Origin of the sequence: Bacillus sp. NPDC094106, assembly GCF_044764345.1 — a bacterium.
Classification (GTDB): domain Bacteria; phylum Bacillota; class Bacilli; order Bacillales; family Bacillaceae_G; genus Bacillus_A.
Window position 1 is genome coordinate 1 of the sequence record NZ_JBIWHY010000018.1, and the last position, 17,372, is coordinate 17,372.

The 17,372-nt window shown below is 38.4% G+C and carries 15 protein-coding genes; 1 reads left to right on the forward strand and 14 read right to left on the reverse strand.

Annotation, left to right across the window (positions count from 1 at the left end; all coding sequences use genetic code 11):
• Positions 1 to 293 precede the first annotated feature (293 nt).
• Positions 294 to 548, forward strand: coding sequence for a YbeF family protein (locus tag ACIQ7L_RS22000; RefSeq protein ID WP_400571656.1), 255 nt, complete (start codon positions 294 to 296; stop codon positions 546 to 548).
• A 137-nt stretch (positions 549 to 685) separates the two neighbouring features.
• On the opposite strand, the gene pyrE is transcribed toward ACIQ7L_RS22000, so the two are convergent.
• From pyrE to ileS2, 14 genes are all read right to left on the reverse strand, one after another.
• Positions 686 to 1,318, reverse strand: a complete 633-nt coding sequence (gene pyrE, locus ACIQ7L_RS22005) for an orotate phosphoribosyltransferase (protein ID WP_400571658.1) — start codon at positions 1,316 to 1,318, stop codon at positions 686 to 688.
• On the reverse strand, positions 1,315 to 2,031 hold the full coding sequence (pyrF, locus tag ACIQ7L_RS22010; protein ID WP_097895130.1) for an orotidine-5'-phosphate decarboxylase: 717 nt from the start codon (positions 2,029 to 2,031) through the stop codon (positions 1,315 to 1,317). Before pyrF ends, pyrE begins: the two co-directional genes overlap by 4 nt.
• A gap of 2 nt (positions 2,032 to 2,033) precedes the next feature.
• On the reverse strand, positions 2,034 to 2,945 hold the full coding sequence (gene pyrD / locus ACIQ7L_RS22015; RefSeq protein ID WP_018764743.1) for a dihydroorotate oxidase B catalytic subunit: 912 nt from the start codon (positions 2,943 to 2,945) through the stop codon (positions 2,034 to 2,036).
• Positions 2,942 to 3,721, reverse strand: a complete 780-nt coding sequence (gene pyrK, locus ACIQ7L_RS22020; RefSeq protein WP_400571661.1) for a dihydroorotate oxidase B electron transfer subunit — start codon at positions 3,719 to 3,721, stop codon at positions 2,942 to 2,944. The genes pyrD and pyrK overlap by 4 nt, the downstream gene beginning before the upstream one ends.
• Positions 3,718 to 6,936, reverse strand: coding sequence for a carbamoyl-phosphate synthase large subunit (carB, locus tag ACIQ7L_RS22025; protein ID WP_400571662.1), 3,219 nt, complete (start codon positions 6,934 to 6,936; stop codon positions 3,718 to 3,720). The genes pyrK and carB overlap by 4 nt, the downstream gene beginning before the upstream one ends.
• Entirely contained in the window at positions 6,921 to 8,018 is a 1,098-nt protein-coding gene (locus ACIQ7L_RS22030; RefSeq protein WP_400571664.1) for a carbamoyl phosphate synthase small subunit, read from the reverse strand. Before ACIQ7L_RS22030 ends, carB begins: the two co-directional genes overlap by 16 nt.
• The gene (gene pyrC, locus ACIQ7L_RS22035) at positions 8,015 to 9,301 is read right to left on the reverse strand and encodes a dihydroorotase (protein WP_097895121.1); all 1,287 of its coding nucleotides are present in this window, start codon (positions 9,299 to 9,301) and stop codon (positions 8,015 to 8,017) included. Before pyrC ends, ACIQ7L_RS22030 begins: the two co-directional genes overlap by 4 nt.
• On the reverse strand, positions 9,285 to 10,199 hold the full coding sequence (pyrB, locus tag ACIQ7L_RS22040) for an aspartate carbamoyltransferase (protein ID WP_400571666.1): 915 nt from the start codon (positions 10,197 to 10,199) through the stop codon (positions 9,285 to 9,287). Before pyrB ends, pyrC begins: the two co-directional genes overlap by 17 nt.
• A gap of 148 nt (positions 10,200 to 10,347) precedes the next feature.
• Positions 10,348 to 11,631: a uracil permease gene (gene uraA / locus ACIQ7L_RS22045; RefSeq protein WP_400571668.1), complete on the reverse strand. Its 1,284-nt coding sequence runs from the start codon at positions 11,629 to 11,631 to the stop codon at positions 10,348 to 10,350.
• A 147-nt stretch (positions 11,632 to 11,778) separates the two neighbouring features.
• A complete protein-coding gene (gene pyrR, locus ACIQ7L_RS22050) occupies positions 11,779 to 12,321 on the reverse strand; it encodes a bifunctional pyrimidine operon transcriptional regulator/uracil phosphoribosyltransferase (RefSeq protein ID WP_097895116.1) in 543 nt (180 codons plus the stop codon).
• A 204-nt stretch (positions 12,322 to 12,525) separates the two neighbouring features.
• A complete protein-coding gene (locus tag ACIQ7L_RS22055; protein WP_400571670.1) occupies positions 12,526 to 13,434 on the reverse strand; it encodes an RluA family pseudouridine synthase in 909 nt (302 codons plus the stop codon).
• 4 nt (positions 13,435 to 13,438) lie between these two features.
• Positions 13,439 to 13,897, reverse strand: coding sequence for a lipoprotein signal peptidase LspA (lspA, locus tag ACIQ7L_RS22060; protein WP_097895112.1), 459 nt, complete (start codon positions 13,895 to 13,897; stop codon positions 13,439 to 13,441).
• A gap of 129 nt (positions 13,898 to 14,026) precedes the next feature.
• Positions 14,027 to 14,356: a TraR/DksA C4-type zinc finger protein gene (locus tag ACIQ7L_RS22065; RefSeq protein ID WP_400571671.1), complete on the reverse strand. Its 330-nt coding sequence runs from the start codon at positions 14,354 to 14,356 to the stop codon at positions 14,027 to 14,029.
• Positions 14,357 to 14,604: 248 nt separating this feature from the next.
• A complete protein-coding gene (gene ileS2 / locus ACIQ7L_RS22070; protein WP_400571672.1) occupies positions 14,605 to 17,370 on the reverse strand; it encodes an isoleucine--tRNA ligase in 2,766 nt (921 codons plus the stop codon).
• Positions 17,371 to 17,372: the final 2 nt, after the last annotated feature.

Genomic DNA, 17,372 nt, shown 5'->3' on the forward strand with positions numbered 1-17,372 from the left:
GTACAACCATTATACATGAAAAAAGTGAAAGCTTCCTCGATTTCATCGAGGAAGCTTTCACTTTTTAAACTATGAGGACTTTTTCAGTGCCCTCCTTGTAAGGTGGCACTTTTTATTATTTGTAACTTTGAAATAAAGTTGGATTAAATTTCTCTTACTCTTACTCTAATTCTCTTAACTATGATTATTTATCCACTCACACTTATTCATTTTGTAATAATTATATTAGGAGAACAAGTATTTCAAAATGTTCACGAGAAACACATGATTTCTTAAGAAAAGGGGACATAACTATGAGTGAATTGATTTTCCTCTTATTTATTTGCCCATTACTTATCTTTATTCTTTCAGTAATTGGGACGCTTAGAACAAGAACATCTTACGTAATGCCCATTGTAACGTTTGCTATTTTTCTTATATTGGGAGTTACATTGTTTACACCATCATTTTTCTTTTGGGTTGGCATGTACAGCATTTTCTCATTTATTGTTTCTTATATGACTTTATTATTTGTAAAAGGGTATGAAGCTATCGAAAGAAACGAGTAACCATTTTCCTTTCATTGAAGAACCTGAAAATTTTCTAAATGCAATACACTCTTTTACAAATCGATCAAAATCAAATTTTTCTACTTTATAAACAAAAAACACGACCGCGTTTCCCCCCGCGGTCGTGTTTTTCAATGTTACGCTGTAATCCAAGCCTCGTCAGCTGGATTTTTACGCCATTCTTGTAATTTCTTCGTTTCAGCTTGTCCGATCATACCTTTTTCTACTGCTACTTCAGTTAATACGCTGTAGTCACTTAAAGAATATGATGCTACGTTTGCTGCTGCTAGTTTTTCTTTTCCTGCTTCAAGCTCATATGTGAAGATTGATACAATTCCTAATACTTCACAGCCTGCTTCGCGAAGCGCTTCTACACATGTAATTGCACTACCGCCAGTTGAAATTAAGTCTTCTACTACCACTACTTTTTGACCTTTTTCTGCTTTTCCTTCAATCTGATTCCCTTTACCATGACCTTTTGCTTTACTACGTACGTAACACATTGGTAAGTCCATACGATCGCTTACCCACGCAGCATGCGCAATACCAGCAGTCGCTGTTCCTGCAATAACTTCTACAGTTGGGAAGTGTTCCTCGATTAACTTCTCTAATCCTGCCGCAATCGCTTGACGTACTTTTGGATATGATAACGTTAAACGATTATCACAATAAATTGGTGATTTCATACCAGAAGACCATGTAAATGGATCATTTGGTTGTAAAAATACTGCTCCAATTTCTAATAGATGAGATGCGATTTCTTTTTTCATATTGTTACACCTTCCCACTGTTGTTTTACTGTTTTATACGCTTCAAGCGGATTTTCCGCCTTTGTAATACTACGCCCCACTACAATATAACTTGAACCAAGTTCACGTGCACGTTTTGGTGTTGCTACGCGCACTTGATCATTCACATCATCACTTGCAAGACGAATCCCCGGTGTTACAGTTACAAATTCCAACCCGCATACTTCACGTAATTTTGGTACTTCTAGCGTTGAACATACAACACCATCAAGTCCACTTTCTTTCGTTAATTTTGCATAGTGAGCAACCGCTTCTTCTAACGTTTTCTCAATGCCGATTTCTTTTTTCATCATAGCTTCCGATGTGCTTGTTAGTTGTGTAACTGCAATACAAATCGGTCTCTCTTTTCCTTCTTGCTTACCTTCCTCTAATCCCTCAAGCGCAGCTTTCATCATACTGCTTCCCCCAGCAGCATGAACATTTACCATATCAACATCTAGACTAGCTAGGCTGCGCATTGCGCTCTTTACCGTATTCGGAATATCATGAAGCTTCAAATCTAGAAAAATTTGATGCCCTTTTTCTTTTAGGTACGTAATAATAGCAGGTCCCTCTTTGTAAAATAGTTCCATACCAACTTTGACAAATAACTGCTCCCCTTCAAAGTGATGTAAAAACTGTTCTACCTCTGCTTTACCTGGAAAATCCAGTGCAACGATTAAAGGCTGTGACATGATTATTTCCAGCTCCTTCCTTGACATTCCGAAATGTGGTCAAATCCTAATTCATCTAATAATGCTGGTAATTCTTCAATAATTGTTGGACATACAAACGGATCCACAAAGTTCGCTGTACCAACTGCAACTGCACTTGCACCAGCGTAGAAGAATTCAATAACATCTTCCGCTGATTCAATACCGCCCATTCCGATAATTGGAATATTAACTGCTTGACTTACTTCATGTACCATACGAATCGCTACTGGCTTAATGGCTGGGCCTGATAGTCCACCTGTACGGTTTGCTAAAATTGGTTTTGCTGTTTTTAAATCTAGACGCATACCAAGCAATGTATTAATCATTGTTAATCCGTCCGCACCTGCATTTTCAATTGCTTTCGCAATCTCCACAATGTTTGCCACATTCGGTGACAATTTCACATATACCGGTACTTCAGAAACCTCTTTTACTCGCTTCGTTAAATCAGCAGCAATTTCTGGGACTGTACCAAAAGCGATACCACCCGTTTTTACGTTTGGACAAGAAATATTTAATTCTAGTGCATGAACATTTGGCGCTTTTGAAATTTCCTTCGCTACTGCTACATAGTCCTCAGCCTGTGAGCCCGCAACATTCGCAATAATCGGAAGATCAAATTGCTCTAACCATGGTAATTCAGAAGTCATTACCTTTTCTAATCCTGGATTTTGAAGTCCGATTGCATTTAGCATTCCGCCTGGCGTTTCGGCAACACGAGGTGTTGGATTTCCATAACGAGGTTGTTCCGTTGTTGCTTTAATCATGATGGATCCAAGTACACTTAAATCATAAAACTGCGCATACTCACGACCAAATCCGAAGCAACCAGATGCCGGGATGATTGGATTCTTTAATGATAATCCTGGTAATTCAACTTGCAATCTGTTCATAGTACAACCTCCCCGATTGGAAATACTGGCCCATCGCTGCACACCTTCTTGTAAGAATGTCCACTTGGATCTTCTTGCAAGTGGCATACACATGCGAAACACGCTCCAATACCACAGCCCATACGTTCTTCTAGTGAAATGTAGGCTTTTTTCTCTTTATAGCGGCCTTCTAGTGCGCGAAGCATTGCTAAAGGTCCACATGAGTATAAAATGTCAAAGTCAATTCCATACGTATCGATCACATCTGTCACAAATCCTTTTGTACCATGTGTACCATCGACTGTTGCAACATACGTATCACCAAGCTCTGCAAATTTCTCTTCGTAGAAGACAACATCTTTTGTTTGGAAACCTAGAATGTGAATGACACGTACTCCTTTTGCAACAAGGCGTTGTGATAACTCATAAAGTGGTGGCACACCAATTCCCCCACCTACTAATAGAGCAGTTTGTCCAGCTTCCGCTTCTTCTACAGGGAATCCGTGGCCTAATGGTCCTAATACGTCTACAAATTCACCTTGCTTTTTCTTTGCTAATGTTTTTGTTCCTTGTCCTTCCGCACGATATAGCATTGTAAATTCGTTCTTTTCTTGATCAACATTACAAATACTAATTGGGCGGCGCAGAAGGGGCGTGATGCCCTCTGCTACCTTAATGTGTACAAACTGCCCTGGTTCGTTCATTTGCTGTACAAGATCCCCTTGAAGCACTAATTCGTAAATGTTTTTTGCGATTTCTGTTTGATTAACGACGATCATATTTTGCTTTTGCATCATGCACGTACCACCTCGTGACGCTCTGTTGGCGCAATTTCTTTCATTGCGTGAGCTGAGAATGTCATAGATTCTAGTACACGTAAGATTGCTCGTGTTGTATCAAGTGATGTTAAGCAAGCTACACCATTCTCTACAGACTCACGGCGAATACGGAATCCATCACGCGCTGGTTGTTTTCCTTTTGTTAATGTATTGATTACAAACTGTGCTTTTCCTTGACGGATAATATCAAGTAAGTTGTAGTCTTCAGAATCAATTTTGTTTACAACTTGCACCGGAATGTTTTGCTCTGTTAACGATTGTGCTGTTCCTGCTGTCGCTAATAAGTTATAGCCGATTTCATGGAAGCGTTTTGCAATTTCCATCGCTTCTTCTTTATCTTTATCCGCCACAGTAATGATTACTGATCCGTGCGTTGGAATGTTAATTCCTGCAGCAACAAGTCCTTTATACAGTGCTTTTTCAAGCGTTAAGTCTTTACCCATTACTTCCCCTGTTGATTTCATTTCAGGCCCTAATGTTGTATCAACAGAACGTAGTTTCGCAAAAGAGAATACCGGAGCTTTTACATACACTTCTTTCTCTTCTGGGCGATATCCAGTTTCATATCCTTGTTCTACAAGATTTTGACCTAAAATAACTTTTGTTGCGATATTCGCCATCGGTACACCTGTAATTTTACTTAAAAATGGTACTGTACGGCTCGCACGTGGGTTTACTTCAATTACATACACTTCGTCTTTGAATACTACAAACTGGATATTCAGTAATCCAACAATGTTTAATCCTCTTCCAAGTGCAATTGTATTTTCGATAATTTGTTCTTTCAGTTTTGCAGATAAGCTTTGCGGTGGATATACTCCAATTGAGTCACCAGAGTGAACTCCAGCGCGTTCAATATGTTCCATAATACCTGGAATGAATACATTTTCACCGTCTGAAATTGCATCTACTTCAATTTCTTTACCAACCATGTAGCGGTCAATTAATACTGGATGATCTGCATGAACTTTTACTGCGTTTTTCATATAGTGCAGTAGTTCTTCTTGACGATATACAATTTCCATTGCACGTCCACCAAGTACGTAAGATGGTCTTACTAGTACTGGATACCCAATTTCTTCAGCAATTGCTACCGCTTGTTCTACTGTTGTTGCTGTTTTACCAACTGGCTGCGGGATACCAAGCTTCGTTAATGCTGCTTCAAATTTATCACGATCTTCTGCACGGTCTAAATCTTCAAGTGATGTTCCTAAAATTTTCACACCGTGTTCTTCTAATTTAGCAGCTAAGTTAATTGCCGTTTGTCCACCGAACTGAACGATAACACCTTCTGGCTTCTCTAAATCAATGATGTGCATTACATCTTCGATTGTTAATGGTTCAAAGTATAATTTGTCAGAAATACTGAAATCTGTTGAAACTGTTTCTGGGTTGTTATTTACAATAATCGCTTCGTATCCAGCTTCTTTAATTGCCCACACAGAGTGAACTGTTGCATAGTCAAACTCAACACCTTGACCAATACGGATTGGACCAGATCCTAGTACGACTACACTCTTGCGATCTGTCACAATTGATTCGTTCTCGTCACCGTATGTGCTGTAGTAGTATGGTGTTGCAGATTCGAACTCTGCCGCACAAGTATCTACCATTTTAAATACTGGTGTCATATTATTTTCTTTACGCATATCGTAAATTTCACGCTCTGCTTTATTCCAAGCAGCTGCAATGTAATGATCACTGAAGCCCATTTTTTTCGCAGATTGTAATACTTCCATATTTCCTACATTCGCTTTTACTTCGCGTTCCATGTTTACGATGTTTTCAACTTTTTGTAAGAAGAAGAAGTCCATTTCACACCATGCGTTGATTTCTTCTTTTGTTACACCTTGACGGATCGCTTCTGCTACAACAAACAGTCGCTCATCATCAGCTTTAATAATGCGTTTTTTCATTGTTTCTTTATCAAGCTCTTTTAAGTGGTCTAACTCTAAGTGATAAATGCCAAGCTCTAGAGAACGAACCGCTTTTAATAATGATTCCTCTAAGTTACGTCCGATTGACATAACTTCACCTGTTGCTTTCATCTGCGTACCAAGCGTTCTGTTTGCTGATTCAAACTTATCAAATGGCCAGCGCGGAATTTTTGAAACAACATAGTCTAATGCCGGCTCGAAGCATGCATATGTTTTTTGTGTTACTGGGTTTACAATTTCATCTAATGTTAAGCCGACTGCAATTTTCGCTGCTAACTTCGCAATTGGATATCCAGTTGCTTTAGATGCTAGTGCAGATGAACGACTTACACGTGGGTTTACTTCGATTACATAGTACTGGAAGCTATATGGATCAAGCGCAAGCTGAACGTTACATCCACCTTCAATTCCTAGTGCACGAATAATTCTTAATGAAGTGTTACGTAACATTTGATATTCACGATCACTTAACGTTTGGCTTGGTGCAACAACGATAGAATCCCCTGTATGAACACCAACTGGATCGATATTTTCCATATTACATACTACGATGGCGTTATCATTTGAATCACGCATTACTTCATATTCGATTTCCTTACAACCAGCAATACTCTTTTCTAATAAACATTGTGTTACTGGGCTATGTTTTAAACCGCTTGTTACGGTTTCAATTAATTCTTCTTCGTTATGACAAATACCGCCGCCAGTTCCTCCTAATGTGAACGCTGGACGAACGATTACTGGATAACCGATTTCTTTTACGAATTCATATGCTTCATCAAGCGTATGAATAATTTCACTTGGTGGCGTTGGTTCATTTAAATCTTGCATTAATGTACGGAATAAATCACGATCTTCCGCTTGCTCGATTGCTGATAATTTTGTTCCTAAAATTTCAACTCCGCACTCGTCAAGTACGCCTGATTTTGCAAGTTCAACCGCCATATTTAAGCCTGTTTGGCCACCTAATGTTGGTAAGATTGCATCTGGACGTTCTTTACGAATAATGCGGCTTACAAATTCTAATGTTAATGGCTCAATGTATACTTTATCTGCTGTTGCAGTATCTGTCATAATTGTTGCTGGGTTAGAGTTAACAAGGATTACTTTGTAACCTTCTTCTTTAAGAGATTGACAAGCTTGTGTACCGGAGTAGTCAAACTCCGCTGCTTGCCCAATTACAATTGGTCCTGATCCGATTACTAAAATTGTGTTAATGTCTAGGCGTTTTGGCATAACTCTTCCCCTTCTTTCTTGAAGTTTGCAATCATTGTTAAGAAATCTTCGAATAAATCATTTGCATCTTCTGGTCCTGCTGAAGCTTCTGGATGGTATTGTACTGTAAATGCTGGGAACTTTGTATGACGAAGACCTTCTACTGTTCCATCATTTAAAGCTACATGTGTAATTTCAAGATCTGTACTTTTAACTGATTCTTCTTCTACTGCGTAACCATGGTTTTGAGAAGTAATGGCTACTTTTCCAGTTGCAAGATGCTTTACTGGATGATTTAAACCACGGTGACCGAATTTTAACTTACTTGTATTTGCACCAGATGCTAGAGCGAACAATTGATGTCCAAGGCAAATCCCGAATAATGGTACTTTCCCAATGATACCTTGTAACATTTCAATTGCTTCTGGTACATCTTTTGGATCCCCAGGTCCATTACTTAACATAATTCCATCTGGGCTAAGGCGTAAAATCTCTTCAGCCGTTGTATTGTAAGGTACAACAATTACATCACAGTCACGTTTATTTAGTTCTCGTAAAATACCATGCTTCATACCGAAGTCTACAAGTACAACGCGATGGCCACGGCCTGGACTTGGATATGGGTCTTTTGTTGATACGCGTTTCACATGATCTGTAAAGACTGTCGCTTTTAATTGGCTAACGATGTACTCTACATCCGCATCCATGTTGCAAAGACGTCCGCGTAATGTTCCATATTGACGAATTTTTCTTGTTAATTTTCTTGTATCAATTCCTGCTAATCCTGGAATGTTTCTTTCTTTTAAATAATCATCTAACGAAATTTCATTACGGAAGTTAGATGGGTTATCACAAATTTCGTTTACTATTAAACCATTTACAGATGGATGAATTGATTCGAAATCATCACGGTTAATGCCGTAGTTTCCGATTAATGGGTACGTAAATGTTACAATTTGACCGCAGTATGATGGATCAGATAGTGTTTCTTGATATCCAGTCATTCCAGTTGTAAATACAACTTCACCTGACTTTTCGATTTCTCCTCCGAAACCTTTTCCAATTAATACTGTTCCATCTTCTAAGATAAGTTGTCTTTTCATACTAATGCACTCTCCTTTTGCCATGCGATCTTACCACCAACGATTGTCATAACCGGCCAGCCTTGACATTTCCAGCCTGCGAATGGCGTATTTTTTCCTTTTGATAAGAATGTTGTTGGATCAATCTCTTCTTCATTGTCTAAATCGATAATTGTAATATCAGCTGCTCTACCTTCTGTCAGGCGCCCTGCTTCTAAACCGAATGTATCAGCTGGTTTTTCTGTTAAGAATTGAATTAATTGTTCTAATGTAATGATTCCTTTTTTCACAAGGTTCGTATATAAAAGTGGGAATGCCGTTTCAAAACCAGTAATTCCGAACGGTGCTCTTTCAATCCCTTGCGCTTTCTCTTCCGCAGTATGCGGTGCGTGGTCAGTTGCGATCATATCGATCGTTCCATCTAATAATCCTTCGATTAACGCTTCATGATCTTCTTTTCCTCGAAGCGGTGGATTCATTTTAAAATTAGGATCAGCTGATGGGATATCATCTTCACATAATAGTAAGTGATGCGGCGTTACTTCTGCTGTTACTTTAATTCCAGCACGTTTTGCATCACGAATCACACGTACAGATCCTTTTGTACTTACGTGACATACGTGATAGTGACAATCTGCTGCTTCCGCAAGTAATATGTCCCGGGCAATATGTACGGATTCACATACTGATGGGATACCGTTTAATCCGTGTTTCTCAGAAAACTTCCCTTCATGTACACATCCTTTATTAATTAGCGTATTTTCTTCACAGTGTGCAACGACTGCCATATTTAATTTCGCTGCACGCTTCATAGCAGCTAGCATCATGCTCGCATCTTGTACGCCTACTCCATCATCAGTAAACGCGAACGCTCCAAGTTCTTTTAATGTTTCAAAGTCTGTCATTTCAGAACCTGCTTGGCGTACTGTAATCGCTCCATATGGTAAGACATTTACATGTGCTTTTTCTTTAATTCGTTTTTGCAAGTCTTCCATATGTTCTTTACTATCTGGTACTGGTCGCGTATTTGGCATTGCGCAAATTGTTGTAAATCCGCCTTTTGCTGCTGCAAGTGTACCTGTTTCAATTGTTTCTTTATGTTCACCACCTGGCTCACGAAGATGAACGTGTACATCTACTAATCCAGGCGCGATTAATTTTCCGTTTACATCGATTACTTCAGCATGATCTGCCGTAATGTTTTCTGCTACTTTCGCAATTTTACCGTCTTGTACAAGAAGATCTGTTACTACGATTTTTCCTTCGTTATTCAGATAGCGTCCATTTTTAAACAAATAATTCATGTTTCATTCCTCCTAATACATTTGGTAATGCGCGTTTTAGTACAGCCATTCTTACGTAAACTCCATTTTCCATCTGTTTGAATATGCGTGAACGCTCACACTCAACGAGCTCACTTGCAATTTCGACATCGCGGTTTACCGGAGCTGGATGCATAATAATACTTCCTTGTTTCATACGCTTTTCTCGCTCAATTGTTAATCCATGCTGCTCATGATACTCTTTCATAACCTCTGTTTCATAATGGTCATGACGCTCATGTTGCACACGAAGTAACATCATCACATCAACTTCTGGAACAAGTTCATCTAAACTTTTGTATGTTCCAAATGTGTTTGTTTCATCTTTCCACTCTTCTGGGCTAGCAAAATAAATCGTTGCTCCTAATTTCGTTAATGCCTCAGCGTTAGAACGTGCTACTCGGCTGTGACGAATATCTCCAACAATTGCAATCTTTAATCCTTCAAATCTTCCAAACTCTTGTTTAATTGTTAGAAGATCTAATAGACATTGCGTTGGGTGATTTCCACATCCATCTCCAGCATTTAAAATTGGGATGTTTATCTTACCTTTCAGCTCATCAAAGTAGCGATCTTGCCCGTGGCGGATGACTACTGCTTTTGTTCCGATTGATTCTAGTGTTCTTATCGTATCGTATAACGTTTCTCCTTTTTGTACGCTAGATGAATCTGCTGAGAAGTTTAACACATCAAGTCCTAATCTCTTCTCAGCAACTTCGAAGCTAAACCTTGTTCTTGTACTGTTTTCAAAGAACAGGTTCGCTACAAATGTTTGCTCTGTTGTTTTTCTCTCTCTTCCATTCGCAAAATCTTCTGCGTCTTTTAGGATTTCTGAAATCTCTTCTTTCGATAATTCACTCATCGTTAACAAATGGCTCATTGTCATCCCTCATCTTTCTGATTTTTATGATAACACCTTTGTATTTATATAACAATAACTGCATAAAAATACCCCAGCCATGTGAGACTAGGGTGCAAGAAAGAAGCCACCCTTTTCTGTCTCACAGGACCGAATTAAAAGGTTGTTTTTATGAAGCAATCTGCTTAGATTGTTGTTTCTCTTTCATTTCAGGTAACAGTAGATTTAACAGTACACCAACGATTGCTGCAAGCGCCATTCCCTCTACTTGGAACGATTCTCCGACACGAAGTACCGCACCACCAATACCAATCACAAGGATAACAGATGCAATCATTAAGTTTCGTTTATCACTTAAGTCTGTTTTATCATCTACCATCATGCGTAAACCGCTTGATGCGATTACACCGAAGAGCAAGATTGATACACCGCCCATAACCGGTGTTGGAATGGAATGAATCAGTGCTGAAATCTTACCAATAAATCCGAACATGATTGCGAAGACTGCTGATCCGATGAATAAGTATACACTGTATGCTTTTGTAATTGCCAGTACACCGATGTTTTCACCGTATGTTGTATTCGGCGGTCCACCAATTAATGATGCGATTAATGTCGCTACACCATCTCCAAAAATCGAGCGATGTAAACCTGGTTTTTCAATTAAGTCTCGATTAATAACATTTCCAAGTACGATTTGATGTCCGATATGTTCTGAAATTGTTACAAGTGCTACTGGCACCATTAAGAGTACAATCTTCCATGAAAACTCTGGCGTGTAAGTTACAAATGGTACGACAAAGTCTGGTACATCAAACCATTTTGCCTCAGCTACTGGCTTTAAGTCCACCAATCCTTGGAAGTAAGCGAAGATATATCCTCCGATAATCCCTAGTAAAATTGGTATGATGCTGAAAAATCCTCTTCCGAATATGGAGCAAATAATTGTAATTGCTAGCGTCACTAATGCTACTGAGAAGTGCGTAAAACTATATTTTCCATCTGCACCATTCATTGCCATATTAACTGCTGTATGCGCTAAGGCTAAACCAATAACCATAACAACTGGACCAACTACAATAGGAGGAAGTAATTTCATAATCCAAGATGATCCTGATTTCTTAATTCCTAGCGAAACTAAGATATAAACAAGTCCTGCTAGCATACCTCCAAGCATCGCCGCTCCCGGCCCACCTGCTGTTTTAGCTGTAATAATTGGTGCGATAAACGCGAACGATGATCCTAGATACGCTGGTACTTGACCTTTTGTTATAAGAAGAAACGCTAGTGTTCCTAATCCACTTGAGATTAAAGCTACTGATGGATTCAGCCCTGTTAAAAACGGAACAAGCACTGTTGATCCAAACATCGCAAATAAATGTTGTATACTTAAAAATAACCATTTTCCCGGTTTCGGTACTTCATGAATGTCTAACACTGGCTTTTGCTCCATTGTTACATCCTCCTTCAGTTTAAAACTTTTCAATAAAAAAACTCTTTGCGCCCTATGCACAAAGAGTCCTATACTTTCGTATGCCAAATTTGACATATGAAAGCCAAGACCCTTTGGCAGCCTCACAGGACTACATTTAAAAGGGCTTTACTTATCGTATATGCTTACTCGATCTTGCTGATCTGTCTCTTGCAAATCAACTTCAATACGTTCTTCACTTGATGTTGGAATGTTTTTTCCTACATAATCAGCACGAATTGGTAATTCGCGATGACCTCTGTCCACAAGAACCGCCAGTTGGATTTGTGATGGTCTTCCTAAATCCATCAAAGCATCCATTGCCGCTCGAACTGTTCTACCTGTATATAAAACATCATCCACAAGAATCACTTTTTTCTTTGTAATGTCTACAGGAATATCTGAACCTTTTACAAGCGGTTCTTTATTTTTTGACTGCAACGTTAAATCATCACGATATAATGTAATGTCTAACTCTCCAACCTCAATGTTTTTCCCTTCAATTTGACCAATGCGTTCTGCTAAACGCTGTGCAATAAAAATTCCACGTGTTTTAATTCCAACAAGAACACAATTATCGACACCTTTATTACGTTCCACGATTTCATGACTGATTCGTGTTAAAGCGCGGCGAATCATTTGGTCATCTAAAACGACAGCTTTTTCTTGCATACTTTACACCTCCAAGCTTTTTTCTTGCGTGAGAGGAATGGTATAAAAAAAGTCCTCTCAGCGTGTGCGAGAGGACTTTTGAAAAAAGGGTACAACCATACCCTAAGTATTTCAAACCGTTACCTTCTCAACCTCACGGGGCTGTGTTAAAGGATCATTATTTAGCTGTTGTTAGTATCGCAGGTTTTACTCGTTTTGTCAATACTATTTCCGTAAAGCATTTAAAACGTCTTCAAATACTGCCGGAATGTGTGCCTCAAATTCGATATATTCGCCTGTACGAGGATGATCAAATCCTAAAATCCCTGCATGAAGCGCTTGTCCATTTATATCTAATGTTTTTTTCGGACCATATTTCGGATCTCCTGCAAGTGGATATCCAATATATTTCATATGAACACGAATTTGATGTGTACGTCCTGTTTCTAAACGACATTCCACAAGCGTAAAATCTTTAAATCGCTCTAACACCTGGAAATGTGTAACAGCATGCTTACCATTTTCATCAACCGTCATACTTTGACGCTCCTTCTTATCTCGAGCAATTGGAGCATCAATTGTTCCTTTATCATGCGGAATTACACCATGAACAATCGCTTTATAGCGTCTTGTTACCGTTTTTTCCACTAGCTGATTTACAAGAGATTCATGTGCCATATCGTTTTTTGCAACCATTAATAATCCAGATGTATCTTTATCAATACGGTGCACAATACCAGGACGCATTACACCGTTAATACCCGATAAATCTGTACAATGATGCATTAATCCATTTACAAGTGTACCACTCGTATGTCCTGGGGCTGGATGTACAACCATGCCACGTGGCTTATTCACAACTAACACATCAGCATCCTCATAATAAATTTCCAAATTCATATCTTCTGGGCTGATATCAAGTTCTTCTGGTTCTGGTATTGTTACTGTAATTTCATCATTTGCTCTTACTTTATAATTACCTTTAACAGCTTTTCCATTTACTGTTACAACACCATCTTTAATCCATTGCTGCACTTGTGTACGTGACCATTCACTGTTGACACCTGCAACAAATTTATCAATCCGTTCATTTTTTTGTTCTTCTGCAACTGTTACTTGTACTACTTCGCTCATTCAATTACTCCTTCATTTTCTTTCCTTCTAATAATGTTTGAATAATAATTAATACAACTCCAATACATAAAGCTGAGTCAGCTATGTTAAATACCGGATAGTTGTATGAAAAAATATACACGTGAATGAAATCCACCACTTCTTGTCTAAATACACGATCAATAAAATTGCCAATTGCTCCGCCTAAAATAAGACCTAATGAAATCCCTAGGAGTTTATCTGTTTTTGCGTACTTTTTCATATAAAATACAATAAATCCAACAAAAACAACTGTAATGATATAGAAGAACCACATTCTATTTTCTAAAATGCCCCAGGCAGCTCCTCTGTTCCGATGTGATGTTATGTATAATACATTATCGATAATCGGGATACTTGTACCTAATTCCATGTTCTTTACAATGAACCATTTCGATATTTGATCGATGGCAATGACAAATAACGCTATTAAATAATATATCATTTTCATTTCCCCCACAAAGACAGTGTACCTCAAAATTTTAGCATAGCTGCTATCTTTTCACAATGAACCTTTATAGAAGAATAAAATAAAATGAAAAAAGGTAATATAATACCGTTGTGCTTATTATACTTATACATTTACCTTTTCATATAAAAACTCTCCCATTGTACGCGCCGTTGGCATCATTTTCATTTGCTTTACAGGAATATATTTCCCCGTTTCCTCACAAATGCCATACATATTGATTTCCATTTTAAATAAAGCTCGTTCCACGTCTTTTAAATCTTCTCTTATATCATGTAAGAACAATTTCTTTTTTTCATCTTCCTTCTGTTCATACCTTAGTTCCTGTCCGAATTCCACATAATATGTGTGCATCGCTTCTTTTGCCAGTCGCTCCTGTAATTCTTTTCTCATCAATTGTAACTCTTCTCTAATTTCCATATAGATTTCATTCACGTGTACATTCCTCCCGGCTGCAATGTACCGTTAGTGTGTCCGAAATTCACTTCCTTACCGCACACACATTTTTCCTTCATAGGAAAGAGTTTAAACAACCTTCTCATCATTCAAGAACCTTGTTTATTCCCCAGTGACAGAAAAAACTTACTAGACTAAATTTTACCAATCATTTATCTCCATCATATTATCAATTACTAAAAAAACTGACTGCCATTAATAGCAGTCAGTTTTTCTTGATTACATCATTATTTCACATAGTTTTCTTTCACAACTGTCGCACAACGCTCACATAATGTTTCATGCTCAGCGTCTTTACCAATTGTTTCAGAAACAACCCAGCAACGCTCACATGTTTCACCAGTCGCCTGCGCAACAACAACAGCTGTATGTTCATATTTCGGCGCATCTGCTGGAGCTTCTTCCATCGTTCCACCAAGTTTATACTCAGAAACAATAAACAACTGTTTTAAATCTTCACTAATAGACTCTAACATTTCTTTCATTTCTGCAGTTGGGAATAGGGTAATACTCGCATTTAACGACTTACCAATTACTTTCTCATTACGTGCCACTTCCAATGCTTTTAAAACATCATCGCGAAGTGTCATGAATGCATCCCATTTTGTTTTTAATGCTTCAGCACCTTCTACTTCTACAGCGTTTGGCATATCAGTTAACTGAACGCTTTCTTCCGTAACACCAGAAATATATGGCCATACTTCATCAGCTGTATGAGGTAGGATAGGTGTTACAAGTTTTGTCATTGCAACAAGAACATCATATAGCACTGTTTGGATTGCACGACGATCATGATGATTTACAGCTTCAATATATAAAATGTCTTTTGCAAAGTCTAAATAGAATGAACTTAAGTCAATTGTGCAGAAGTTATGAATTGCATGATATACTGCTGCAAAATCATATGTTTCATATGCTTCTTTTACTTTTGTAATTAAGTCATTTAATTTCACTAACATGTAACGATCTACTTCACGAAGTTCATTTGCCGCTACTGCATCTTGACTTGGGTTAAAGTCAGCTAAGTTTCCTAATAAGAAACGGAATGTGTTACGGATTTTACGATATACTTCTGCTACTTGTTTTAAAATATCATCTGAAATACGTACATCAGATTGATAATCAACAGAAGATACCCATAGGCGTAAAATATCTCCGCCTAATTGATCCATAATTTTCTGTGGTGCAACAATGTTCCCGATAGATTTACTCATTTTACGGCCTTCACCATCTAGCACGAATCCATGACTTAAAACACCTTTATATGGTGCTTTACCTGTTACTGCAACCGCTGTTGATAAGGAAGAGTTAAACCAACCACGGTATTGGTCAGATCCCTCGAGGTATAAATCAGCTGGGCGCTGCAAGTCCTCACGCTCTTCTAATACAGCTTGGTGAGAAGAACCAGAGTCAAACCATACGTCCATAATGTCTGTTTCTTTACGGAATTCACCATTCGGACTAGACTGATGTGTAAATCCTTCTGGTAGTAAATCTTTCGCTTCACGCTCGAACCATACGTTAGAACCGTTCTCACGGAATAGATCTGCTACATGATTAATTGTTTCATCTGTAATAATTGGGTCGCCATTCTCTGCATAGAATACAGGAATTGGTACACCCCACGCACGCTGACGAGAAATACACCAATCACCACGGTCACGAACCATATTATGAAGACGTGTTTCGCCCCATGCTGGTACCCATTTCGTTTCTTCAACAGCTTGTAATAATTCATTACGGAACGCTTCAATAGATGCAAACCATTGTGCTGTTGCACGGAAAATAATTGGTTTTTTCGTTCTCCAGTCATGTGGATAAGAATGCGTGATAAATGTTAATTTTAATAACGCGCCCACTTCTTCTAATTTCTCTGTAATTGGTTTATTCGCTTTATCATAGAATAAACCTTCAAATCCAGGTGCTTCACTTGTTAATACACCTTTATCATCAACTGGGCAAAGAACTTCTAATCCATACTGCTTACCTACAAGAAAATCGTCTTCCCCATGTCCAGGTGCTGTATGTACACAACCTGTACCAGCATCTGTTGTAACGTGTTCACCAAGCATAACTAAAGAATCACGGTCATAGAATGGATGCTTAGCAACTGTATATTCAAGTTCGCTACCTTTTACTGTCTTCACGACTTCAGCATTTTCCCACTCTAACGTTTTAGAAACTGTATCAAATAGTTCAGAAGCGATAATATATTTTTCATCATTTACTTTTACAATGCTATATTCAAGTTCTGGATGAACAGAAATACCTAAGTTCGCTGGCAGTGTCCAAGGTGTTGTTGTCCAGATAATAAATTTCTCATCACCTTCTAATACGTTTTTCCCGTCTTTTACTGGGAATGCTACGTAAATAGATGCTGATTTTTTATCTTTATATTCAATTTCAGCTTCAGCTAAAGCAGATTCACTTGTTGGAGACCAATAAACAGGCTTTTGTCCTTTATAGATATAACCTTTTTTCGCCATTTCACCAAACACTTTAATTTGCTGTGCTTCATAAGCTGGCTCTAAAGTGATATATGGACGATCCCAATCTGCACGTACACCAAGACGTTTAAATTGTTCACGTTGACGATTTACTTGTTCATATGCATACTCTGCACACAACTTACGGAACTCTGCAACCGTCATTTCTTTACGTTTTACCCCTTTATTTGTTAAAGCTTGTTCAATCGGTAAACCATGCGTATCCCAACCTGGTACATATGGTGCACAGTATCCAGTCATTGATTTGTAGCGAACAATAAAGTCTTTTAGTACTTTATTTAATGCGTGTCCCATGTGAATATCACCATTCGCATATGGAGGCCCATCATGCAGCACAAATAAAGGTCGACCTTTTGTATGTTCTTGTACTTTTTCGTAAATGTTCATTTCAGCCCACTTTTCTTGCATTGCAGGCTCGCGTTTTGGTAAATTCCCACGCATCGGGAATTCTGTTTTTGGCATTAGTAATGTATTTTTGTACTCCATGC

Bases quoted from the DNA above. Each gene is read 5' to 3' on its own strand.
- pyrD (WP_018764743.1), bottom strand. From the start codon at position 2,945: ATGAACAGATTGCAAGTTGAATTACCAGGATTATCATTAAAGAATCCA.
- ileS2 (WP_400571672.1), bottom strand. From the start codon at position 17,370: ATGGAGTACAAAAATACATTACTAATGCCAAAAACAGAATTCCCGATG.
- pyrR (WP_097895116.1), bottom strand. From the start codon at position 12,321: ATGCAAGAAAAAGCTGTCGTTTTAGATGACCAAATGATTCGCCGCGCT.
- ACIQ7L_RS22030 (WP_400571664.1), bottom strand. From the start codon at position 8,018: ATGAAAAGACAACTTATCTTAGAAGATGGAACAGTATTAATTGGAAAA.
- carB (WP_400571662.1), bottom strand. From the start codon at position 6,936: ATGCCAAAACGCCTAGACATTAACACAATTTTAGTAATCGGATCAGGA.
- ACIQ7L_RS22055 (WP_400571670.1), bottom strand. From the start codon at position 13,434: ATGAGCGAAGTAGTACAAGTAACAGTTGCAGAAGAACAAAAAAATGAA.
- pyrF (WP_097895130.1), bottom strand. From the start codon at position 2,031: ATGTCACAGCCTTTAATCGTTGCACTGGATTTTCCAGGTAAAGCAGAG.
- pyrK (WP_400571661.1), bottom strand. From the start codon at position 3,721: ATGATGCAAAAGCAAAATATGATCGTCGTTAATCAAACAGAAATCGCA.
- ACIQ7L_RS22000 (WP_400571656.1), top strand. From the start codon at position 294: ATGAGTGAATTGATTTTCCTCTTATTTATTTGCCCATTACTTATCTTT.
- pyrE (WP_400571658.1), bottom strand. From the start codon at position 1,318: ATGAAAAAAGAAATCGCATCTCATCTATTAGAAATTGGAGCAGTATTT.
- uraA (WP_400571668.1), bottom strand. From the start codon at position 11,631: ATGGAGCAAAAGCCAGTGTTAGACATTCATGAAGTACCGAAACCGGGA.
- lspA (WP_097895112.1), bottom strand. From the start codon at position 13,897: ATGATATATTATTTAATAGCGTTATTTGTCATTGCCATCGATCAAATA.
- pyrC (WP_097895121.1), bottom strand. From the start codon at position 9,301: ATGAATTATTTGTTTAAAAATGGACGCTATCTGAATAACGAAGGAAAA.
- pyrB (WP_400571666.1), bottom strand. From the start codon at position 10,199: ATGAGCCATTTGTTAACGATGAGTGAATTATCGAAAGAAGAGATTTCA.